Source organism: Polaromonas hydrogenivorans (assembly GCF_040105105.1).
Lineage (GTDB): Bacteria > Pseudomonadota > Gammaproteobacteria > Burkholderiales > Burkholderiaceae_C > Polaromonas > Polaromonas hydrogenivorans.
In genome coordinates, this window is sequence record NZ_CP157675.1 from 3821633 (window position 1) to 3840437 (window position 18805).

Here is an 18805-nt window from a genome sequence, read left to right on the forward strand (position 1 = left end):
GCTCACATCCTGAACAAGCCGAATTTCGTCTCGGGAATCGGCGCATTTTGCGACGCGCTCAAGCCCAGCGCGAGCACGCGGCGGGTGTCGGCCGGGTCGATCACGCCGTCATCCCACAGCCGCGCCGTCGCGTAATACGGATGGCCCTGGTGCTCGTACTGGCTGCGGATCGGCGCCTTGAAATGCTCTTCTTCTTCCGCGCTCCAGGCGCCGCCCTTGCCCTCGATGCCGTCGCGCTTGACGGTGGCGAGAACGCCGGCCGCCTGGTCGCCGCCCATGACGCTGATGCGCGCATTCGGCCACATCCACAGGAAACGCGGCGAAAACGCCCGGCCGCACATGCCGTAGTTGCCAGCGCCGAAGCTGCCGCCGATGATGATGGTGAACTTCGGCACCGCCGCCGTGGCGACGGCCGTCACCATCTTGGCGCCGTTGCGGGCAATGCCTTCGTTTTCGTACTTGCGCCCGACCATGAAGCCGGTGATGTTCTGCAAAAACACCAGCGGAATCTTCCGCTGGCAGCACAGTTCGATGAAATGCGTCGCCTTCAGGGCCGACTCGCTGAACAAAATGCCGTTGTTGGCGATGATGCCGACCGGCATGCCTTCAATGTGCGCAAAGCCGCAGACCAGCGTGGTGCCGTAGCGCGCCTTGAACTCGTCGAACTCGCTGCCATCGACGATGCGGGCGATGATTTCGCGCACGTCGAAGGGCTTGCGCACATCGCTAGGTATCACGCCATACAGTTCTTGCGCTACAAATTTAGGAGCTAGTGGTGCAGGCCCAGCATGCGCAGAAGCCTTGTTTTTATTCAAATTCCTGACCGAAGCCCGCGCCAGCGCCAGCGCATGCAGGTCGTTTTGCGCCAGGTGGTCGGCCACGCCCGACAGCCGGGTGTGCACGTCGCCGCCGCCCAGGTCTTCTGCCGTCACGACTTCGCCCGTCGCGGCCTTGACCAGCGGCGGGCCGCCCAGGAAAATCGTTCCCTGGTTCTTGACGATGATGCTTTCGTCGCTCATGGCCGGCACGTAGGCGCCGCCTGCGGTGCAACTGCCCATCACCACGGCGATCTGCGAGATGCCCAGCGCACTCATGTTTGCCTGGTTGAAGAAGATGCGGCCGAAGTGGTCGCGGTCCGGGAACACCTCGTCCTGGTTCGGCAGATTGGCGCCGCCCGAATCGACCAGGTAGATGCAGGTCAGGTGGTTCTGCTGGGCGATTTCCTGCGCGCGCAGGTGCTTCTTGACGGTCAGCGGGTAATAGGTGCCGCCCTTCACGGTGGCGTCGTTGCAGACGATCATGCAGTCCACGCCGCTGACGCGGCCGATGCCGACGATCAGCCCGGCGCACGGCGCATCGCCCTTGTACATGCCGAGCGCGGCCAGCGGCGCGACTTCCAGGAAGGGCGTGCCGGGGTCGAGCAGCATCTGCACGCGGTCGCGCGGCAGCAGCTTGCCGCGCGCCGTGTGGCGGCTTCTCGCGACTTCGCCACCGCCGGCGGCGGACTTGGCGAGCTGCACATGAAGGTCGTCCACCAGCGCACGCATGGCGGCGGCATTGGCCTGGAAATCGGCGGAACGGGCGTTGAGTTGGGTGTCTAGCGTGGTCATGGGTATTTGGAGGTAAAGCCAGGTTTTTTTTCAGGCGGTTTTGTCTTCTTCCAGCCCGAGCTGGTTTTTCATTTCATCGCGAATCTTGAACTTCTGGATCTTGCCGGTCACCGTCATCGGGAAGCCCGGCACGAAGCGGATGTAGCGCGGCACCTTGTAGTGCGCAATCTGGCCCTTGCAGAAGGCGCGAACCTCGTCTTCGTCCAGCGTTTCGCCGGGCCGGGGCACGATCCAGGCGCAGAGTTCCTCGCCGTAGCGCTTGTCGGGCAGGCCGACGACCTGCACGTCCTGCACTTTCGGGTGGCGATAGAGGAACTCCTCGATCTCGCGCGGGTAGATGTTCTCGCCGCCGCGAATCACCATGTCCTTGATGCGGCCGACGATGTTGACGTAGCCTTCGCCGTCCATGGTCGCCAGGTCGCCGGTGTGCATCCAGCCGTCGGCGTCAATCGATTCCGCAGTGCGCGCCGGGTCGTCCCAGTAGCCGTACATGACCGAATAGCCGCGCGTGCAGAATTCGCCCGACACGCCGGGCGCGACGATCTCGCCGCTCTCGGGGTCGATGATCTTGATTTCCAGGTGCGGCTGCACCAGGCCGACGGTCGAGACGCGCTTGGCCAAAGGCGTGTCAATCGAACTCTGGCAGCTCACGGGGCTGGTTTCGGTCATGCCGTAGGCAATCGTGATCTGGCCCAGGTTCATGCTGCCCACGACGCGCTTCATGACCTCGGTCGGGCACGGCGAGCCCGCCATGATGCCGGTGCGCAAGGTGGACAAATCGAACTCGGCAAAGCGCGGATGGTCGAGTTCGGCGATGAACATCGTCGGCACGCCGTGCAGGCCGGTGCAGCGCTCGTCCTGCACGGTCTGCAGCACGCTCAGCGGCTCGAAGCCGTCGTTCGGATAGACGATGGTCGCGCCGTGCGTCAGGCAGGCCAGGTTGCCCAGCACCATGCCGAAGCAGTGGTACAGCGGCACCGGAATGCACAGACGGTCGGCCGGCGTGAGCTTCATCGCCTCGCCGATGAAAAAGCCGTTGTTCAGGATGTTGCGGTGCGTCAGCGTCGCGCCCTTGGGGAAGCCCGTGGTGCCGCTGGTGAACTGGATATTGATCGGGTCGGTCGCCTGGAGCGTGAAGGCCAAAGCGGCCAGGCGCGGGTCGTCGGGGTTGCCGCTGGCCAGCAGGCTTGAGAAGCGCGTCAATCCGGGCTGGTCTTCCTCTGCGCGGCCCTGCCCGGCTTCGTCGATCCAGACCACGCTGCGCAGGTGCGGCAGCTTCGCGGATTCGAGCTTGCCGGGCTGGCCGTGCTCCCATTCGGGCGCCAGCTCGCGCAGCATGCCGAGGTAGTCGCTGGTCTTGAAGCGCGCCATGGTGACCAGCGCCTTGCAATCGACCTTGTTCAGCGCGTATTCGACTTCGGCGGTGCGGTAGGCCGGGTTGATGTTGACCAGGATCAGCCCGGCCTTGGCCGTGGCCAGCTGCATCAAGACCCATTCGGCGTTGTTGTGCGACCAGATGCCGACGCGCTCGCCGGGCTGCAGGCCCAGGCCGAGCAGCGCGCTGGCCAGGCGATTCGTCTCGCGCTGCAGTTCAAGGTAGGTGTAGCGGCGGCGCTGGTGAACACTGACCAGCGCTTCATGGTTCGGCTGGTGCGCCGCGATGGCGTCAAAGAATGCGCCTATGGGCTGCTCGATCAGCGGCACGTCGGTGGCGCCGCGCGCAAAGCTGCGCGTCAGCAGGGCTGTTTCCGGACGGGGCACGGAATGTTCTTCGCTCATGGTGTTGTCTCCTTGCGGCTGCCACAGTATGGCCGATTCACCCCCCGGTGCGCCATGGGGAATAGCCAGGATGGTTGCAAATCGTGCCACTGGCGGGCACACTTCAATGCATGCCTCATCGCCCGGCCCGGCCCCTTCCTCCAGAACCTTCCACCACTCCCGCCAGCCCGCGTCCGGCGCTTGAGCCCGCCATCACGCCGATGGCCTTCGTGCAGGCGATTGCGCTGGCCTACGAGCGCCGTGGCCTGAGCCCGGCCGCCGCACTGGCGCAGGCACAAATCGCGCCGTCATCGCTGCACGATGCATCGGCCCGCATCACTGCCTGGCAGATGGAGCGCATCTCGGGCGCCGCCATGCAGGAACTCGACGACGAGGCGCTGGGCTGGTTCAGCCGGCGCCTGCCCTGGGGCAGCTACGGCATGCTGGCGCGCGCCTCGCTCAGCGCGCCCAGCCTGGGCGTGGCACTCAAACGCTGGTGCCGCCACCACGGGCTGATCGCCGACGACATCATGCTCAGGCTTTCGGTATCTGGCGACACGGCCCTGCTGGCTATCACCGAGCAACGCGACCTGGGCGCCCTGCGCGAGTTCTGCCTGGTCTCGGTGCTGCGCAACATCCTGGGCGTGGCCTGCTGGCTGATTGATTCGCGCATTCCGCTGCTGGGCGCGCAGTTTCCGTTTTCCGCGCCGCCGCACCGGGATGTTTACGCCGTGCTGTTTTCCGGCCCGACCGCATTCGACACCGCGCCGGCCGGCCTGCGCTTTGACGCCAGGTACCTGGCGCTGCCGCTGCGGCGCGACGAGCGCGCGCTGCAGCAGATGCTGGAACGCGCCCTGCCGCTGACGGTGCTGCCCTACCGGCGCGACCGGCTGCTGGTGCAGCGCGTGCGCCAGGCACTGGCGGCGAATCCGGCGCAGACCCACAGCGCCCAAGCCCTGGCCGCGCTGGTCCACGTCTCGCCGCGCACGCTGCACCGCCAGCTCAAGGAAGAAGGCGCGTCGCTGCAGGCGCTGAAGGACGAGGTGCGGCGCGCGCGGGCGCTGGAGCTGCTGCTGCGCACCCGCCGCCCGATCAAGCAGGTCGCCGAGGCCGCCGGTTTCCAGAACGAGAAAAGCTTCATGCGGGCGTTCAAGACCTGGACCGGCCAGTCGCCGGCGGAATTCAGGCGCGGCGGGCAAGGGCTAGACTCCAGCGCTTGATCCTGCCCGGGAAGCGCCATGGTGTTTGTCATTTTTTCGTGCTTGCTGCTGATCGCGTTGACCACGCTGATGCATTACGAGGTGCTGAGCAGCCTCAACCTGCGGCTGCCTGCGCTCGCCATGCCCAGCCGGGCCAAGCTGCTGGTGGTGATTTTCGCGGCCTTCATGGCCCACGCGCTGGAAATCGCCCTGTACGGCTTTGCGCTGTTCGGGCTGATGCAGTACGGCGTCGGCAGCCTGACGGGCGCGGGCGGCTCGTCGCTGCAGAACTGCCTTTACTTTTCAGCCGAAACCTATTCATCGCTCGGCTTCGGCGACCTGATCCCGAACGGCCCGATCCGGCTACTGGCCGGCGTCGAGGCGCTGAACGGCCTGCTGCTGATCGGCTGGTCAGCCTCTTATGCCTATATCGCAATGGAGCGTTTCTGGGGCAGCGGCAGCGGGGATGGCGAGTCCTGACGCACCACGTTGGGCTGCTTTGCGGCAACGCGGACTTCACAAGACCCTGTTACCAATCCATACACATATTCTGTGGATAAGTTTGTGCACCACTCCAGGGAAAACCCTTGGAGCCCTTAGTTGGTGCGGGTTTCAACAGCGTGCCTGCCAAACAGGCATTGTGCGTAACTCGCGCTGCCAGTCCCGGTCAAACGGCGGCCAAAAGCCCCGGCAATTCGGCCATATGCGCAAACAGCTGGCTGGCGCCAGCCTGCCTCAAGACCGCGCCCTGTTCAGGCTGCGGGCAATACGCCCAGACCGTGGCCCCGGCGGCAACACCGGCTGTCACGCCGGTCGTCGTGTCCTCGATCACCAGGCAGCGCGCGCCCGCCGCGCCCAGGTGCGCGGCAGCGGCCAGGTACACATCGGGCGCGGGCTTGGAGCGCGGCATTTCGTGGCCGCTGAAGATGCGGCCGTCAAACCAGTCCATCAGCCCGACCTGCGCCAGCTGCATCTCGACCTTGAAGCGGTCGGCGCCCGACGCGCAAGCGATGCGCTCGGCCGCATGGGCATGCGCCGCCGCCACGGCTTCGTGCGCGCCCGCGATGGCCTGCAGCCGCGCCCGCAACTCGCTGTTGCGCCGCGCGTAGAACTCGGCCATCCAGTCTTCGGTCAGCGGCTGGCCGGTTTTGGCTTCAATCAGGGCGCGCTCGTCGCGCACCGCCTTGCCGACGAACACCCGCATGCATTCGGCGGGCGTGAGCGACCAGCCGCCTTCTTCGAGCATGTCGCGCAGCACGCCGTTGGTGATCGGTTCGCTATCCACCAGCACGCCATCGCAGTCAAACAGGATTGCTTCGAATTTCATTTTTACTCTCTTTTTAATAGCTGCCTGCGCATGCTGGACGTGCGCAAAAGGCATTTTTTGTTCTAAAACTGGTCGCCATCGACGTAAAACCAGCACCCCGACTCGCGCACGAAGCGGCTGCGCTCGTGCAGGCGCGTCGCGCGGCCGGCTTCGCGGCAGCGGGCGACAAACTCGACTTCGGCATGGTCGGCGTCCAGCACCCGGTGCGAACGCACGTCCAGCCCCAGCCATTTCGCGCCCGGCGCAAAGTCCAGCGTGGCCGGGCGCGTGGAAGCATGCCAGGTGGCGAGCAAGTAATCGGCCCGCTGCAGCACGAAAGCGCTGTAGCGCGAGCGCATCAGCGCTTCGGCGTCGGGGGCGGGGATGTTCTCGTTCAAGTACGGCCCGCAGCAGGCGGAAAAAGGCAGGGGCTGGGTTTTGGCTGGCTTGGTTTGATGGGTCGCATTCGTCGAGGTGCGGCCGCAGGGGCAAGGGGTTGTCATGCGTTCAGGGAATCAAAGCCAAAGGCCAGACTCGAGCCCTGCGGGCGTATCAAGATATCGTTCATTGTTTTGATTTTTGCAGAATTCAGACTGGATTCTTGGTATTTAGGGGCAAAGCGAGTCAGCACGCGCCTCGCCGGCTGATGAGCTATTCGTATTCGGGGATGGAATTCGAGTTTAATATCCTAGTAGTTAGTTCCGGCAATACTGTTACGTGATAACGGATAATTGCATGATTCATTTGCAAGGCTTGAAAGACGGATTCATGACAAGTAAGTCTTCACGCGCGGCCCTGGTTCTTTCCCAGGCGCAGCAAGCGATGCTCAAGGAATTGGCAGGATCGAGAACGGCCGCAGTGCGCGAAGTCGAGCGCGCCCGGGTGATGCTGGGCTACGCGGCTGGCCAGACGATCACGCAGTTGCACCGCCAACTCGGCGTGGGGCGCCCTATGATCTACAAATGCATTGACAAGGCGCTTGCCGTAGGTGTGCAGACGGGCTTGAAAGATAAATACCACCGCCCTCACGCACCAGAAATCACCGACGAGGCCAAGGCGTGGGTGGTGGCCCTGGCATGCACCAAGCCCAAGGAGCACGGCTTGGCGGCCGAGTTGTGGTCCATCGCCGGACTGGCTAAGTTTGTGCGTGAGCATGCCCCGGGCGCAGGCTTTGCCCGGCTGGCCAAAGCGGGCAAAAGCACCGTGTGGCGCATTCTGGATGAGTGCGACATCAAGCCGCACAAGATACGCTACTACCTGCAAAAGCGCGACCCCGAGTTTGATCGCAAAATGCACGAAGTATTGATGACGTACCGGGACGTCTCGATGTACCAGGAGGGCGCGGTTCATGACGCACGCCCGACGCCCATCTACAGCGTGAGCGTCGATGAAAAGCCCGGCGTTCAGGCCACCGGCTTGACGGCGCCGGACTTGCCGCCCGTGCTGGGCAAGCAAACGAGCGTCTCGCGCGACTACGAGTATGTGCGCCATGGCACGGTGTCAATCCTGGCGGGGATCGATCTGCACACCGGGCATATCTTTGCCACTGTAGAGGACCGCCACCGCAGCGTGGAGTTCATTGGCCTGCTGAAAAAAATCGATGCGCATTACCCACCCGATGCGCTGATCCGGGTGGTGCTGGACAACCACTCGGCCCATATTTCCAAGGAAACCTTGGCTTATCTGGGAACTCGACCCGCACGCTTCGAGTACGTACATACGCCCAAGCATGGCTCCTGGCTTAATTTGATTGAATGCGTGTTCTCGAAAATGGCCAGAACCTTTTTGCGCCACATCCGCGTCCAGTCCAAAGAGGAGCTGAAAACCCGCATCCTCCAGGGGATTGCTGAAATCAACGCATCGCCTGTCATTTTTCGATGGAACAAGTTCGATCTTGGCGTCGTTTAATGCGTAATAACTTTGATGGAACTAACTACTAGGCTCTCAAAATATCCGCCGATCTGCATCACCTTAGACCGCACATTTCACCAACGTCAAGCTACGGCTTACATCATGTTTAAAGTCACCATCATCAAGAACATCTGGGATTCACAGTCACCAGTTGACTCAGCCCGTTTCGCTGCACTTGAGCGACGCCAAGAACTTCCATTCGCGCCATACCCAGGGCTGGAACTATTCTGGGGTCTCGAGCGTCCGCACAGGGTTGTCAATGTGCGGTGGGAAATTCAAAACACCATCTTCGTCTGCAAAGTGGAGGACGAGTTTCCCAACGAACTTGATGTTGACGGACTCGATTTCGATGAGCTAGTTGAAGCTGCTCAGTTGAACGATTGGGCTTTATTAAAAGTTTATGAGCCAAAGTGATTCATGGACCTTGCCCAACTTTTGTAGACAGTTCAATCTGTCACACGCTTTAATGGCCCCCACAGCGCCGTGAATCGCTTGGAATACTCCCATCAGTTTTTCATCAGGCCGCTGGTAAAGCAGGCATTCAACCCTCAGCCAGCAACCGCCTCACCCACAGTCGCCACCAAGCCAATCCGGTCCAGCGCCTCCGCCTGCTGCCCCACGGTGCGCTCCACCTGGTTTTTGCAGACTCCAGCCATGTGCGAATCAGTTGATGTTTCTCAACGCATCGGTCATCGAGGAGCGCACATTTAGCGTGCGTTTACGGATATTTTTTGACGCTGGTGCTGCCGGTATTTACCCCGGCGGCGTGCGGGCTGCATCACGCTCCTGGCCTGGGAGGAAATAAAAATGAAGGATGAGACCGTCTTTGCCAAGGAAGCGGAGCAAGAACCGCCCGCACCAGGACAGCGACCTGAACACAAGACCGGTACGCCGACCGAAGCCACGAAACCAGCCGCGCGCCCGGAGAGATTGCGTCAGCTTCTCCTCAGGCGTCCAAAAATCGTGATCCTCGGGTGGGCCGTTGTCGCCCTGGCATTCCTGCTGCTGGTGCCACTCGCCTACGTTGCCTGGTACGAATTGCCTGGTCGCTTATGGGTGTTCGCGAATCAACAATGGTGGCATTGGATTCAGGCATCCTTGGGCTTCATCGCCCTCTTCTTCATCCCCATCTTTGCGACCATGGGGACTCTTGCCCTGGCCGGTTTCCTTGCGGACATCTCACTGACGATTGAGAACGCAACGATTCAGGATGCCCAGCGCGTGGTTCGCGAAACCGAGGAGGATGCGATCAGCCGGCTTGAGCATGGCGATGGAGCGGGCCTCCTTCCGCTGCTGAAATACAGCCGCGCTCAATTAGACGCCTATTACGCGATTGGCCTGAACCAGACCCGGAAAAGTTTCTTTAACGCCGTACTGGCGATGTGGCTCGGGTTCATCCTTTTGCTGATCGGCATCGCCCTGTATGTGGGTCCGGTGGAGAAGCTGGGCCTGACAAGACCGGAGCAGGATTTCCAGATACTCATACTGAGCGGAGCGGCCATCATCGAATTTGTATCCGCGCTGTTTCTCTGGGTTTACCGCAGCACGACCGCCCAACTGACCTATTACTACAAACGCCAGATGCATAGCCATACCTCCATCCTGTGCTTCAGAATGGCTACGACCATCCAGACCCTGGAGAAATCCGATGAGATCAAGAAGGCCATCATCGAGAAAGTGCTGGACTGGAACGAGATGCCCGAAAGGCCGCCCCTTGTGGGCGCCAAAGGACTGCGCTCCTTGCTCCCGGCAAGCGAAGCCAAGGCAACACCGTGAATCGCGTGCAGGCCCCCCCCTCTCAGCCAGCGACCGCCTCGCCCACGGGCGCCACCAGGCCGATCCGGTCCAGCGCCGCCGCCAACTGCCCCACGGTCCGCTCCACCTGGTGCCATTTCTCCAGCCCGAACAGCCCGACGCGAAAGGTCATGAAGTCCGCCCCTTCGTCGCATTGCAGCGGCACGCCAGCGGCCGTCTGCAAACCCTGGTCGAGGAACTTGCGGCCTGACTGAATTTCGGGGTCGGTGGTGTAGCTGACGACCACGCCGGGCGCCTTGAAGCCGTCGGCGGCGACGCTGGGCAGGCCACGGCTTTCGAACAGCGCGCGCACCTTGCTGCCCAGCGCTTCCTGCTCGGCCTTCACCTTGGCGAAACCGTAGGCCTGGGTTTCCTGCATGGCGGCGCGCAGGCGCGTCAGGGCGTCGGTGGGCAAGGTGGCGTGGTAGGCGTGGCCGCCTTTTTCATAGGTTTCCATGATCTGCAGCCACTTCTTCAGGTCGCAGGAAAAGCTGGAGCTGGTGGTGCCGTCGATGGCGGCCCGGGCGCGCTCGCTGAGCATGACCATGGCGCAGCACGGCGAGCTGCTCCAGCCTTTTTGCGGCGCGGAAATCAAGACGTCCACGCCCGTGGCCTGCATATCGACCCACATCGCGCCCGAGGCGATGCAGTCGAGCACGAACAGGCCGCCCGCTTCATGCACGGCGTCGGCCACGGCGCGCAAATAGTCGTCGGGCAGGATCATGCCGGAGGCGGTTTCGACATGCGGGGCAAAAACGACTGCGGGCTTTTCGCGGGCGATGGCGGCCTGCACGTCGGCAATCGGCGCGGGCGCCCACGGGGCCTGCGCGCCGGCACCCAGCTGGCGGGCCTTGAGCACGGTGGACGAGGCGGGAATCTGCCCCATGTCGAAAATCTGCGTCCAGCGGTAGCTGAACCAGCCGTTGCGGATGACCAGCACATGCCTGGCCGTGGCGAACTGGCGCGCCACGGCTTCCATGCCGTAGGTGCCGCTGCCGGGCACCAGCGCCACGGAATGCGCTTTATACACATCCTTGAGGATGCTGGAGATGTCGTTCATCACGCCCTGGAAGCTGCGCGACATGTGGTTGAGCGCGCGGTCGGTGTACACCACCGAGAATTCAAGCAGGCCGTCAGGGTCGATGTTGGGCAATAGTCCGGGCATGGTGTTGTCTCGCAATCGTTGAAAAATGAGTTGTCCTGGCAGCTTAGCACGCTGCGCTTTTTTTCAGGATCACTCACTTATTCATAGCTGCTTGCACATGCTGGATGTGCGCAAGAGGCCGATTTCATCTAAAAACTGGCAGGGACGCGGCGACCCCGCGCAGGATGTTGTCAGCAATAACTTCCCTGCGTCGTCATACCCGCGCAGGCGGGTATCCAGACTCGTTTGAGCGCTTCAGCCCGTGTCGCTGGATTCCCGCCTTCGCGGGAATGACGGACGGAAAGTCATTTATAGCCAAATCGTCAGGCCTTGTTGGCCTTGCGCGCTTCCAGCGTTTCGGTCGGCGCGCCCAGCTTGAGCCATTCGGCATAGCCGCCGTCGATGTGGGCGACGTTGCGCATTCCCATGTCCTGCAGCGTCTTGGTGGCCAGTGCGCTACGCCAGCCGGCGCCGCAGAACAGGATGAACTCCTTGCCCTCGTCGCCGAAGACCGGCTTGAAATAAGGCGAAGCCGGATCGACCCAGAATTCGAGCATGCCGCGCGGCGCGTGGAAGGCGCCGGGCACGGTGCCTTCGCGCTCCAGCTCGCGCAGGTCGCGGATATCGACGAGCTGCACGGCCGGGTCGTTCAATCGGGCCTTGACCGATTCGACCGGATAGGTCTTGATCTCTTCCATCGCCTCATCGACGAGCGCCTGGAAACCTTTGGTAATGGGCATTTTTTGTCTCCTTGAATGCGTTTGGCCTCAAGCCAGCGCGCGCTGGATGATGATCTTCTGCACGTCGCTCGTGCCTTCGTAGATCTGGCAGACGCGCACGTCGCGGTAGATGCGCTCGACCGGGAAGTCGCTCACGTAGCCGTAGCCGCCCAGCGTCTGGATGGCGGCGCTGCAGACTTTCTCGGCCATTTCGCTGGCGAACAGCTTGGCCATCGCCGCTTCTTTCAAACACGGCCGACCGGCATCGCGCAGGCTGGCGGCGTGCCAGATCAGCTGGCGGGCCGCCTCCAGCTGGGTCGCGCAGTCGGCCAGCCGGAAACCGACCGCCTGGTGGTTGAAGATGGCGCTGCCAAAGCTCTGGCGCTCCTTGGCATAGGCCACGGCCACCTCGAACGCGCTGCGCGCCATGCCGACGCTTTGCGCGGCAATGCCGATGCGCCCGCCTTCGAGTCCGCCCAGCGCGATCTTGTAGCCTTCGCCCTCGGCGCCGATCAGGTTCTCTGCGGGCACGCGGCAGTTGTCGAAGTTGACCTGCGCGGTGTCGCTCGAATGCTGGCCCAGCTTGTCTTCGAGCCGTGTGGCCGAATAGCCGGGCGCGTCGGTCGGCACGATGAAGGCGCTCATGCCCTTCTTGCCGGCGCCCTTGTCGGTCACGGCGATGACGATGGCGACCTGGCCGTTCTGGCCGCTGGTGATGAACTGCTTGACGCCGTTGAGCACATAGCCGTCGCCGTCTTTCACCGCCGTGGTGCGCAGTGACGAGGCATCGCTGCCGGTGTGCGGCTCGGTCAGGCAGAACGCGCCCAGCAGGTCGCCCTGCGCGAGCGGCACCAGCCACTGTTTTTTCTGCGCCGGGTTGCCGTAGCGCATCAAAATCGCGTTGACCGGGCAGTTGGTCACGCTGATGGCGGTGCTGGTGCCGCCGTCGCCAGCGGCGATTTCTTCGAGTACCAGCGCCAGCGTCACGTAGTCGAGGTTGGCGCCGCCGAATTCCTCGGGCACGCAGATGCCGTAGGCGCCCAGCGCGGCCAGCCCCCGGTGCGCTTCCTTGGGGAAATGGTGTTCCTTGTCCCAGCGCGCGGCGTGGGGCCAGAGTTCAGCCTGGGCAAAGGCTCGAACCGCGTCGCGCACCTGTTCCTGGTCGTCATTGAGTATCAAATTGGCCTCCTGCGCTTGGTGCGTCTGTGTAGTTAGCTATCATTTTCAAATCACTTCAATGGCCAGCGCCGTGCCTTCGCCGCCACCGATGCACAGCGTGGCAACGCCTTTTTTAAGGCCGCGCGCCTTCAGCGCATGGATCAGCGTGACGATGATGCGGGCGCCGCTGCAGCCAATCGGGTGGCCCAGCGCGCAGGCGCCGCCGTTGACGTTGACGATGTCGTGGCTCAGCCCCAAATCGGCCATCGCGGCCATCGGCACCACGGCAAAGGCTTCGTTGATTTCCCACAGATCCACGTCCTTGACCTCCCAGCCGATTTTTTTCAAGAGCTTGTTGACGGCACCGACCGGGGCGGTCGAGAACCATTCGGGCGCCTGCGCAAAGGTGGCATGACCGACGATGCGCGCCAGCGGCGCGAGGCCCAGCGCTTTGGCGGTGGATTCGCGGGCCAGCACCAGCGCGGCGGCGCCGTCGTTGATGGACGAGCTGGAGGCGGCGGTGATGGTGCCGTCTTTCTTGAAGGCGGGCTTGAGCGCCGGGATTTTTTCGAGCTTGACCTTGCCCGGGCCTTCGTCGATCGAAATCACGGTGTCGCCCGCGCGGCCCTTGACCGTGACGGGGGTGATTTCATCCTTGAACGCGCCGGACTCGGTCGCCTGCTTGGCGCGCTGCACGCTGGCCGTGGCAAAGGCGTCCTGCGCCTCGCGGGTGAAGCCGTATTTGGCGGCGCAGTCTTCGCCGAAGGTGCCCATCGAGCGGCCGGCCTCGTAGGCGTCTTCGAGGCCGTCGAGCATCATGTGGTCCATCACGCGGTCGTGGCCGATGCGCATGCCGCCGCGCGCCTTGGGCAGCAGATACGGCGCGTTGGTCATGCTTTCCATGCCGCCGGCGACCACCACGTCGCGGCTGCCAGCCAATAGCTGGTCGTGCGCCAGCATGGTGGCTTCCATGCCGGAGCCGCACATCTTGGACAGCGTGACCGCGCCGGTGCTGGCGGGCAGGCCGCCCTTGAAACCGGCCTGGCGCGCAGGCGCCTGGCCCTGGCCGGCCATCAGGCAGTTGCCGAACAGCACTTCATCGACCTGCGCGGGCGCAACGCCCGAGCGCTCGACGGCAGCCCGGATGGCGGCGCCGCCCAGGTCGTTGGCCGACAGGCTGGCGAAATCGCCCTGGAAAGCGCCCATGGGGGTGCGGGCGGCGCCGAGGATGACGATGGATTCAGACATGTTTTCTCCTTGAATGAGGTTGGAAATAGAGGAAATGGACTGCACGGGCTTCAACCGGCGGGCACCGGGCCGTGCATGACCGCGAAGCGCTTTTGCTGGTCATACGGAAACACGTCGTACACATGGCCGGCCTGGATGCGCGCCTGGTGGCGTTGCCAGAAGGCGGCATCGAGCAGGTCGGCATGGTGCTTCATGAAGACTTCGCGCACTGCGTCGTTGCCGAGCAAAAATGGGCCGAAGGTCTCGGGGAACACGTCCTTGGGGCCGACCGAATACCAGATTTCACCGCTCATTTCGTCTTCCTCGTTGCGCGCAACCGGCACCTTGCGGAACTTGCAGTCGGTGATGTATTCGATCTCGTCGTAGTCGTAGAAAACGACCTTGCCGTGGCGCGTGATGCCGAAATTCTTCCAGAGCATGTCGCCCGGAAAGATATTGGCCGCGACCATGTCCTTGATGGCGTTGCCGTATTCGACCACGGCGCGCTCGATCTGGTCCCTGGCGGCGGGCTCGGCAACGCCGAAGTCGAACGCCTCCTGCAGGTAGATATTGAGCGGAATCATGCGCCGCTCGATGTACACATGCTTGATGATGACTTCCATTTGGCCGTCGCCGTCGCGGTCGCTGATCTCCAGCTGGCTGGGGGCGAATTTCTCGATCTCGGCGATCAGCTCGTCGCTGAAGCGCTCGCGCGGAAAGGCGACCTCGCTGTATTCCTGCGTGTCGGCCATGCGGCCCACGCGGTCGTGCTGCTTGACCAGCAAATACTTGCCCTTGATCTGCTCGCGGGTGGTGTCTTTTTGCGGCGGGTAGTAGTCCTTGATGACCTTGAACACATACGGGAACGAGGGCAAATCGAACACCAGCATGACCATGCCCTTGATGCCGGGCGCGATGCGGAACTTGTCGGTCGAGTGGCGCAGGTGGTGCAGGAAGTCGCGGTAGAACAGCGTCTTGCCCTGCTTGGCCAGGCCCAGCGCGTTGTAGATTTCGGCGCGCGGCATGCGCGGCATCATGCTGCGCAGGAACTGCACGAACGCCGACGGAATGCCCATATCGACCATGAAATAGGCGCGCGCAAAGCTGAACAGGATCAGGAGGTCGTCCTCGCCGAACAGGGCCGCGTCAATCACCAGCTTGCCGGCATCCGACTGGCTGGAGATGCCCTTGCCGTCGGCGGGCAGCACCTGCCCCGGCGGCGGCTGGCGGTGCAGGATCGGCAGGGCAAAGGGAATCTCGCCAAAGCCGTTGATGATCTTGCCGACGACGTAGGCGCCCTTGTTGCGAAAGAACAGCCCGGACAGCACCTGGATCTGGAAATTGGCGCGCAGCTTCACGTCGCCCAGGCGCGCGGTCATGGCCTCGGCGACATAGCCGGCATCGCGCCGCAGGTCTTCAAACTCGCGGCACAGGCCAAAGTCTTCGACCAGCTTGACGAGCGTCTCATGCATGTTGCCCTGCGTCGGGTAGTAGGCCCGGTAGGTCGGCTGCGCGGTCGGTTCCTCGTTTTCGATGTACTCGGTGCTGACGGCGGGCCGCACAAAGATGAAATCGTTCTGGAAATAGCTGCGGTGCAGGATCTTGGTGGTGACCGAGTTGAAAAAGGTTTCGGCCAGTTCGGGCTGGTGGTGGTTGACCAGGAGGCCGATGTAATGCAGCTTGACCTGGTGCCAGACATCCATGGACTGCTCGCCGGCCTTGAACTCGCGCTCCAGCCGGATCGATGCCTCGCGCACGCGCAGGTCGTAGAACTCGATGCGCTCGCGCTGGGCGCGCTGCTGGCCGTGCCAGTCGGCGGTTTCAAAACGGTGCTTGGCGCGCGCCGACTCTGTGCGGAACAGCCGGTAGTGGCGGTTGAAGCCGTCGATCATCGCCTTGGCGATGGCGTAGGCCACGGTGGAGTCAAGGCGTTGCGGGAACATGAAAACCCTTGTGGATGCAGTTGAGGACGGCGCTTGCCCGCTCTGAGGCGCTGCAATCTGCCCGGCAAAATGGCATCTCAGCCGCGAGGGTAGCGTTTGAGCGCATCGCGAAAAACGTCCACCACTTCATCAGCGCCCCGCATGCTGACCCCCATGTCTTTTACCAGGCCATCCTTGAGGCCATAGCACCAGCCGTGGACTTCCACTTTCTGCCCCCGGCTCCAGGCGTCCTGCATCACGTTGGACATGGCCACGTTGCCCACCTGCTCGATCACGTTCATCTCGCACAGCACGTCCTCCTGCTCGGCCACCGGCAAATGGTCCAGGCGTTGCCGGTGGCGCAGCTTGACGTCATAGACATGGCGCAGCCAGTTGTCAGCCAGACCGACGCGGGTGCCGCGCAGCGCGGCCAGCACGCCGCCGCAACCGTAATGCCCCACCACCATGATGTGCTCCACCTTGAGATGATCCACGGCGTACTGGATCACCGACAGGGCATTGAGGTCCGAATGCACCACCACGTTTGCAATATTGCGGTGTACAAACACTTCTCCCGGATCAAGCGCGATGATTTCATTGGCCGGCACCCGGCTGTCCGAGCAACCTATCCACAGGTATTTGGGCGTCTGCTGATCCACCAGCCGGCTGAAAAAATCAGGGCGCTGCTGCTCCATGCGAGCGGCCCAGCAGCAGTTGTTGTCAAGTAAGTGTTGAAGCGATGTAGTCATGAAGATCATCTTAAACAGTTGCCAGCAGCACAGTGCTGCACCGCCCCGCGAGGCTTAAAAAGTCAGCAGGTTTCGGCGAACAGTTCGCGGCCAATCAGCATGCGGCGGATTTCGCTGGTGCCGGCGCCGATTTCGTAGAGCTTGGCATCGCGCCACAGGCGGCCCAGCGGATATTCATTGATGTAGCCGTTGCCGCCGTAAATCTGGATGCCGTCGCCAGCCATCTTGGTCGCCTGCTCGGCGCACCAGAGGATGACTGAAGCGCAGTCCTTGCGCACCTGGCGCACATGGTCCGTGCCCAGCATGTCCAGGTTCTTGGCCACGGTGTAGGCAAACGAGCGCCCGGCCTGCAGCACGGTGTACATGTCGGCGACCTTGCCCTGAATCAGCTGGAACTCGCCGATGCTCTGGCCGAACTGCTTGCGGTCGTGGATGTAGGGCAGCACGTTGTCCATGACCGACTGCATGATGCCGAGCGGCCCGCCCGTCAGCACGGCGCGCTCGTAGTCCAGGCCGCTCATGAGAACCTTCGCGCCGCCGTTCAGGTTGCCCAGGATGTTCTGCTCGGGCACTTCGACGTTCTGGAACACCAGCTCGCCGGTGTGGCTGCCGCGCATGCCGAGCTTGTCGAGCTTTTGCGCGACGGAAAATCCGGGCATGCCTTTTTCGATCAAAAAGGCGGTGACGCCGCGCGCGCCCAGTTCGGGCTCGGTCTTGGCATACACCACCAGCGTGTCGGCGTCGGGGCCGTTGGTGATCCACATCTTGCTGCCGTTGAGCAGGTAATAACCGCCCTTGTCCTCGGCCTTGAGCTTCATCGAGATCACGTCGCTGCCCGCGCCCGGCTCACTCATGGCCAGCGCGCCGACATGCTCGCCGGAAATCAGCTTGGGCAGGTATTTCTGGCGCTGCGCCTCGCTGCCGTTGCGCTTGATCTGGTTGACGCACAGGTTGCTGTGCGCGCCATACGACAGGCCGACCGAGGCGCTGGCGCGGCTGATTTCTTCCATCGCGATCATGTGCGCCAGGTAGCCCATGCCGGCGCCGCCATATTCTTCGCCCACCGTGATGCCCAGCACGCCGAGCGCGCCCATCTTTTCCCACAGGTCCATCGGGAACTGGTCGCTCTTGTCAATCTCGGTGGCGCGCGGCGCGATTTCAGCTTGCGCAAAATCGCGCACCGCGTCGCGCAGGGCGTCGATGTCTTCGCCGAGTTGAAAGTTGAGTCCGGGCATGTTGGTCATGATTGATGTCTCTTTAAAAAAATGATGAAGGTCGCGCGGGAATCAATAGGTTTTGGTCACGGGCGCGATGGTTTGCTGCATCAGCGCGCAGGCGCTTTCCTTGCCGCTGGCATCCAGGTGCGTGACCTCGGCCGTGGTCACGATGATGCGCTTTCCGGCCCGGGTGACGCGGCCCACGGCGCGCAGCTCGCCGCCCTTGAAGCCGGCCAGGAAATTGATTTTGTACTCGACCGTGGTGACTTCGGCACCTTCAGGCACCTGCGTCATGGCCGCATAACCGCCGGCAATGTCGGCCAGCGCGCCCATGGCGCCGCCATGAAAGCCGCCCTGCTGCTGGTTGATGCGTTCCGAATACGGCAGCGCCACCTCGCACAGGCCGGGCTCGACCCGCACCAGCCGCGCGCCCAGGTGCCGCATCAGCCCCTGGCGTAAAAAACTCGCTTCGATGCGCTGGAACAGCTCTGACGGCGCGGTGGCTGCATTCATAAAAAGGCCCGTGAAGAAGAGGTTGATGGCGTCTTGCAGGCTGGCATTTTGCTTGACGTTTACGTAAACGTCAATTATGGCCTATTTTAATTTTTCAGCCTTGAGCAGCAGCACCCGGGCTTCTTTTTCGTGGGTGCGAATTTCATCCAGATTGGCCTGCAAGTCCACCAGCTGGTCTTCGAGCTTCTTGCGGTGGTCGGCCAAAATGGCCAGGAATTTCTTCAGTTGCGGAGCCGTGTCGCGCGGACTGTCATAGGAATCGATGATTTCCTTGGCCTCGGTGAGCGACAGCCCCAGGCGCTTGGCGCGCAGCGTGAGCTTGAGGCGCGTGCGGTCGCGCGCCGAATACACGCGGTTGCGACCGCCCGGCCCTTCGCGCTCGGGCTGCAGCAAACCCATGTCCTCGTAAAAGCGCATGGCGCGGGTGGTCAGGTCAAACTCTTTGGCGAGGTCGCTGATGGTGTAGGTAGTGGCCATGATGAGAAAAAAATAGCAGCAACAGCAACAGTCACGCAAGTGCGCATCTTGAACCGATGTTGTCTTACGTTTACGTAAACGTCAAATATAACGTGAATGGG

General features: G+C 62.7%; 18 protein-coding genes. 5 read left to right on the forward strand and 13 right to left on the reverse strand.

The annotated features are described in order from the left end of the window. Positions 1–2: 2 nt before the first annotated feature. The gene (locus ABLV49_RS18420; protein ID WP_349278716.1) at positions 3–1610 is read right to left on the reverse strand and encodes a carboxyl transferase domain-containing protein; all 1608 of its coding nucleotides are present in this window, start codon (positions 1608–1610) and stop codon (positions 3–5) included. Positions 1611–1640: 30 nt separating this feature from the next. Continuing rightward, positions 1641–3389: an AMP-binding protein gene (locus ABLV49_RS18425; RefSeq protein WP_349278718.1), complete on the reverse strand. Its 1749-nt coding sequence runs from the start codon at positions 3387–3389 to the stop codon at positions 1641–1643. Between the two features lie 110 nt (positions 3390–3499). On the opposite strand from ABLV49_RS18425, the gene ABLV49_RS18430 reads away from it, so the two are divergent. Continuing rightward, positions 3500–4588 carry an AraC family transcriptional regulator gene (locus ABLV49_RS18430; RefSeq protein ID WP_349278719.1) on the forward strand — a complete coding sequence of 363 codons (1089 nt, stop codon included), beginning with the start codon at positions 3500–3502 and terminating at the stop codon, positions 4586–4588. 18 nt (positions 4589–4606) lie between these two features. Further along, on the forward strand, positions 4607–5047 hold the full coding sequence (locus ABLV49_RS18435) for an ion channel (RefSeq protein ID WP_349278723.1): 441 nt from the start codon (positions 4607–4609) through the stop codon (positions 5045–5047). Positions 5048–5234: 187 nt separating this feature from the next. Here ABLV49_RS18435 and ABLV49_RS18440 read toward each other — a convergent pair whose 3' ends face one another. After that, positions 5235–5894: an HAD family hydrolase gene (locus tag ABLV49_RS18440; protein WP_349278724.1), complete on the reverse strand. Its 660-nt coding sequence runs from the start codon at positions 5892–5894 to the stop codon at positions 5235–5237. 62 nt (positions 5895–5956) lie between these two features. Further along, positions 5957–6376 carry a YchJ family protein gene (locus ABLV49_RS18445; RefSeq protein WP_349278725.1) on the reverse strand — a complete coding sequence of 140 codons (420 nt, stop codon included), beginning with the start codon at positions 6374–6376 and terminating at the stop codon, positions 5957–5959. Between the two features lie 265 nt (positions 6377–6641). On the opposite strand from ABLV49_RS18445, the gene ABLV49_RS18450 reads away from it, so the two are divergent. The 3 genes from ABLV49_RS18450 to ABLV49_RS18460 all read left to right on the forward strand — a co-directional run bounded on the left by ABLV49_RS18450 (position 6642) and on the right by ABLV49_RS18460 (position 9560). Beyond that, a complete protein-coding gene (locus ABLV49_RS18450; RefSeq protein WP_349278726.1) occupies positions 6642–7781 on the forward strand; it encodes an IS630 family transposase in 1140 nt (379 codons plus the stop codon). Positions 7782–7886: 105 nt separating this feature from the next. Continuing rightward, on the forward strand, positions 7887–8198 hold the full coding sequence (locus ABLV49_RS18455; protein ID WP_349278728.1) for a hypothetical protein: 312 nt from the start codon (positions 7887–7889) through the stop codon (positions 8196–8198). Positions 8199–8591: 393 nt separating this feature from the next. Then, entirely contained in the window at positions 8592–9560 is a 969-nt protein-coding gene (locus tag ABLV49_RS18460) for a TRADD-N-associated membrane domain-containing protein (protein ID WP_349278730.1), read from the forward strand. A gap of 22 nt (positions 9561–9582) precedes the next feature. On the opposite strand, the gene ABLV49_RS18465 is transcribed toward ABLV49_RS18460, so the two are convergent. The 9 genes from ABLV49_RS18465 to ABLV49_RS18505 form a co-directional block, all read right to left on the reverse strand. Further along, positions 9583–10743 (reverse strand): aminotransferase class V-fold PLP-dependent enzyme, encoded by a 1161-nt coding sequence (locus tag ABLV49_RS18465; protein WP_349278732.1) that lies wholly within the window; start codon positions 10741–10743, stop codon positions 9583–9585. 302 nt (positions 10744–11045) lie between these two features. Then, positions 11046–11462: a rhodanese-like domain-containing protein gene (locus tag ABLV49_RS18470; RefSeq protein ID WP_349278734.1), complete on the reverse strand. Its 417-nt coding sequence runs from the start codon at positions 11460–11462 to the stop codon at positions 11046–11048. 27 nt (positions 11463–11489) lie between these two features. After that, positions 11490–12620 (reverse strand): acyl-CoA dehydrogenase family protein, encoded by a 1131-nt coding sequence (locus tag ABLV49_RS18475; RefSeq protein WP_349278735.1) that lies wholly within the window; start codon positions 12618–12620, stop codon positions 11490–11492. A gap of 45 nt (positions 12621–12665) precedes the next feature. Then, positions 12666–13847, reverse strand: coding sequence for an acetyl-CoA C-acyltransferase (locus ABLV49_RS18480; RefSeq protein ID WP_349278737.1), 1182 nt, complete (start codon positions 13845–13847; stop codon positions 12666–12668). 50 nt (positions 13848–13897) lie between these two features. Further along, a complete protein-coding gene (aceK, locus tag ABLV49_RS18485; protein ID WP_349278738.1) occupies positions 13898–15769 on the reverse strand; it encodes a bifunctional isocitrate dehydrogenase kinase/phosphatase in 1872 nt (623 codons plus the stop codon). Between the two features lie 77 nt (positions 15770–15846). Next, positions 15847–16497, reverse strand: coding sequence for a carbonate dehydratase (can, locus tag ABLV49_RS18490; RefSeq protein WP_349278739.1), 651 nt, complete (start codon positions 16495–16497; stop codon positions 15847–15849). Between the two features lie 62 nt (positions 16498–16559). Next, entirely contained in the window at positions 16560–17741 is a 1182-nt protein-coding gene (locus ABLV49_RS18495; RefSeq protein ID WP_349278741.1) for an isovaleryl-CoA dehydrogenase, read from the reverse strand. A 42-nt stretch (positions 17742–17783) separates the two neighbouring features. After that, on the reverse strand, positions 17784–18227 hold the full coding sequence (locus ABLV49_RS18500; RefSeq protein ID WP_349278743.1) for a PaaI family thioesterase: 444 nt from the start codon (positions 18225–18227) through the stop codon (positions 17784–17786). A gap of 81 nt (positions 18228–18308) precedes the next feature. Continuing rightward, a complete protein-coding gene (locus tag ABLV49_RS18505) occupies positions 18309–18704 on the reverse strand; it encodes a MerR family transcriptional regulator (RefSeq protein ID WP_011799875.1) in 396 nt (131 codons plus the stop codon). Positions 18705–18805 lie beyond the last annotated feature (101 nt).

What these genes read in the sequence shown, in the direction of transcription:
- ABLV49_RS18500 (WP_349278743.1), bottom strand. Translation starts at nt 18,227, where the DNA reads ATGAATGCAGCCACCGCGCCGTCAGAGCTGTTCCAGCGCATCGAAGCG.
- ABLV49_RS18460 (WP_349278730.1), top strand. Translation starts at nt 8,592, where the DNA reads ATGAAGGATGAGACCGTCTTTGCCAAGGAAGCGGAGCAAGAACCGCCC.
- ABLV49_RS18480 (WP_349278737.1), bottom strand. Translation starts at nt 13,847, where the DNA reads ATGTCTGAATCCATCGTCATCCTCGGCGCCGCCCGCACCCCCATGGGC.
- ABLV49_RS18455 (WP_349278728.1), top strand. Translation starts at nt 7,887, where the DNA reads ATGTTTAAAGTCACCATCATCAAGAACATCTGGGATTCACAGTCACCA.
- ABLV49_RS18470 (WP_349278734.1), bottom strand. Translation starts at nt 11,462, where the DNA reads ATGCCCATTACCAAAGGTTTCCAGGCGCTCGTCGATGAGGCGATGGAA.
- ABLV49_RS18430 (WP_349278719.1), top strand. Translation starts at nt 3,500, where the DNA reads ATGCCTCATCGCCCGGCCCGGCCCCTTCCTCCAGAACCTTCCACCACT.
- ABLV49_RS18445 (WP_349278725.1), bottom strand. Translation starts at nt 6,376, where the DNA reads ATGACAACCCCTTGCCCCTGCGGCCGCACCTCGACGAATGCGACCCAT.
- ABLV49_RS18505 (WP_011799875.1), bottom strand. Translation starts at nt 18,704, where the DNA reads ATGGCCACTACCTACACCATCAGCGACCTCGCCAAAGAGTTTGACCTG.
- ABLV49_RS18450 (WP_349278726.1), top strand. Translation starts at nt 6,642, where the DNA reads ATGACAAGTAAGTCTTCACGCGCGGCCCTGGTTCTTTCCCAGGCGCAG.
- ABLV49_RS18465 (WP_349278732.1), bottom strand. Translation starts at nt 10,743, where the DNA reads ATGCCCGGACTATTGCCCAACATCGACCCTGACGGCCTGCTTGAATTC.
- aceK (WP_349278738.1), bottom strand. Translation starts at nt 15,769, where the DNA reads ATGTTCCCGCAACGCCTTGACTCCACCGTGGCCTACGCCATCGCCAAG.
- ABLV49_RS18425 (WP_349278718.1), bottom strand. Translation starts at nt 3,389, where the DNA reads ATGAGCGAAGAACATTCCGTGCCCCGTCCGGAAACAGCCCTGCTGACG.
- ABLV49_RS18435 (WP_349278723.1), top strand. Translation starts at nt 4,607, where the DNA reads ATGGTGTTTGTCATTTTTTCGTGCTTGCTGCTGATCGCGTTGACCACG.
- can (WP_349278739.1), bottom strand. Translation starts at nt 16,497, where the DNA reads ATGACTACATCGCTTCAACACTTACTTGACAACAACTGCTGCTGGGCC.
- ABLV49_RS18495 (WP_349278741.1), bottom strand. Translation starts at nt 17,741, where the DNA reads ATGACCAACATGCCCGGACTCAACTTTCAACTCGGCGAAGACATCGAC.
- ABLV49_RS18420 (WP_349278716.1), bottom strand. Translation starts at nt 1,610, where the DNA reads ATGACCACGCTAGACACCCAACTCAACGCCCGTTCCGCCGATTTCCAG.
- ABLV49_RS18440 (WP_349278724.1), bottom strand. Translation starts at nt 5,894, where the DNA reads ATGAAATTCGAAGCAATCCTGTTTGACTGCGATGGCGTGCTGGTGGAT.